At 65.9% G+C, this 293-nt stretch carries 1 pseudogene; it reads right to left on the reverse strand.

Features of this window, described 5'->3' with window-relative positions:
* Positions 1-278 (reverse strand): annotated as a pseudogene (locus OU11_RS08570) (LacI family transcriptional regulator); the annotation flags it as partial.
* Positions 279-293 lie beyond the last annotated feature (15 nt).

A 293-nucleotide genomic window follows, 5' to 3' on the forward strand; every position in this document is an offset into this window, starting at 1 on the left:
AGCGGCTGCCGGCGCAGCACGCCTTCGACCCACCGGGAATCGGGGTGCGAGCGGTCGCCGCTTTCGGTGGTGACGACGCTCATCTCATGGGCGCTGGCCTCGTGCACGATGCCGCGCAGCACCTCCAGCGACCAGATGTTGTCGAAGTTCTGGAACACGGCTTCGATGAGCTTGCGGTTCTTGGTGGTGGAGATGCGCTTGGTGTAGCCGCTGGCCCGAAGCGCCTCCTCGATGGTTTTCCTGGTCTGCGGCGCGACGTCGGTCCGTCCGTTGAGCACCTTGGACACCGTGGC

It is taken from the genome of Bifidobacterium pullorum DSM 20433 (assembly GCF_000771405.1).
Lineage (GTDB): Bacteria > Actinomycetota > Actinomycetes > Actinomycetales > Bifidobacteriaceae > Bifidobacterium > Bifidobacterium pullorum.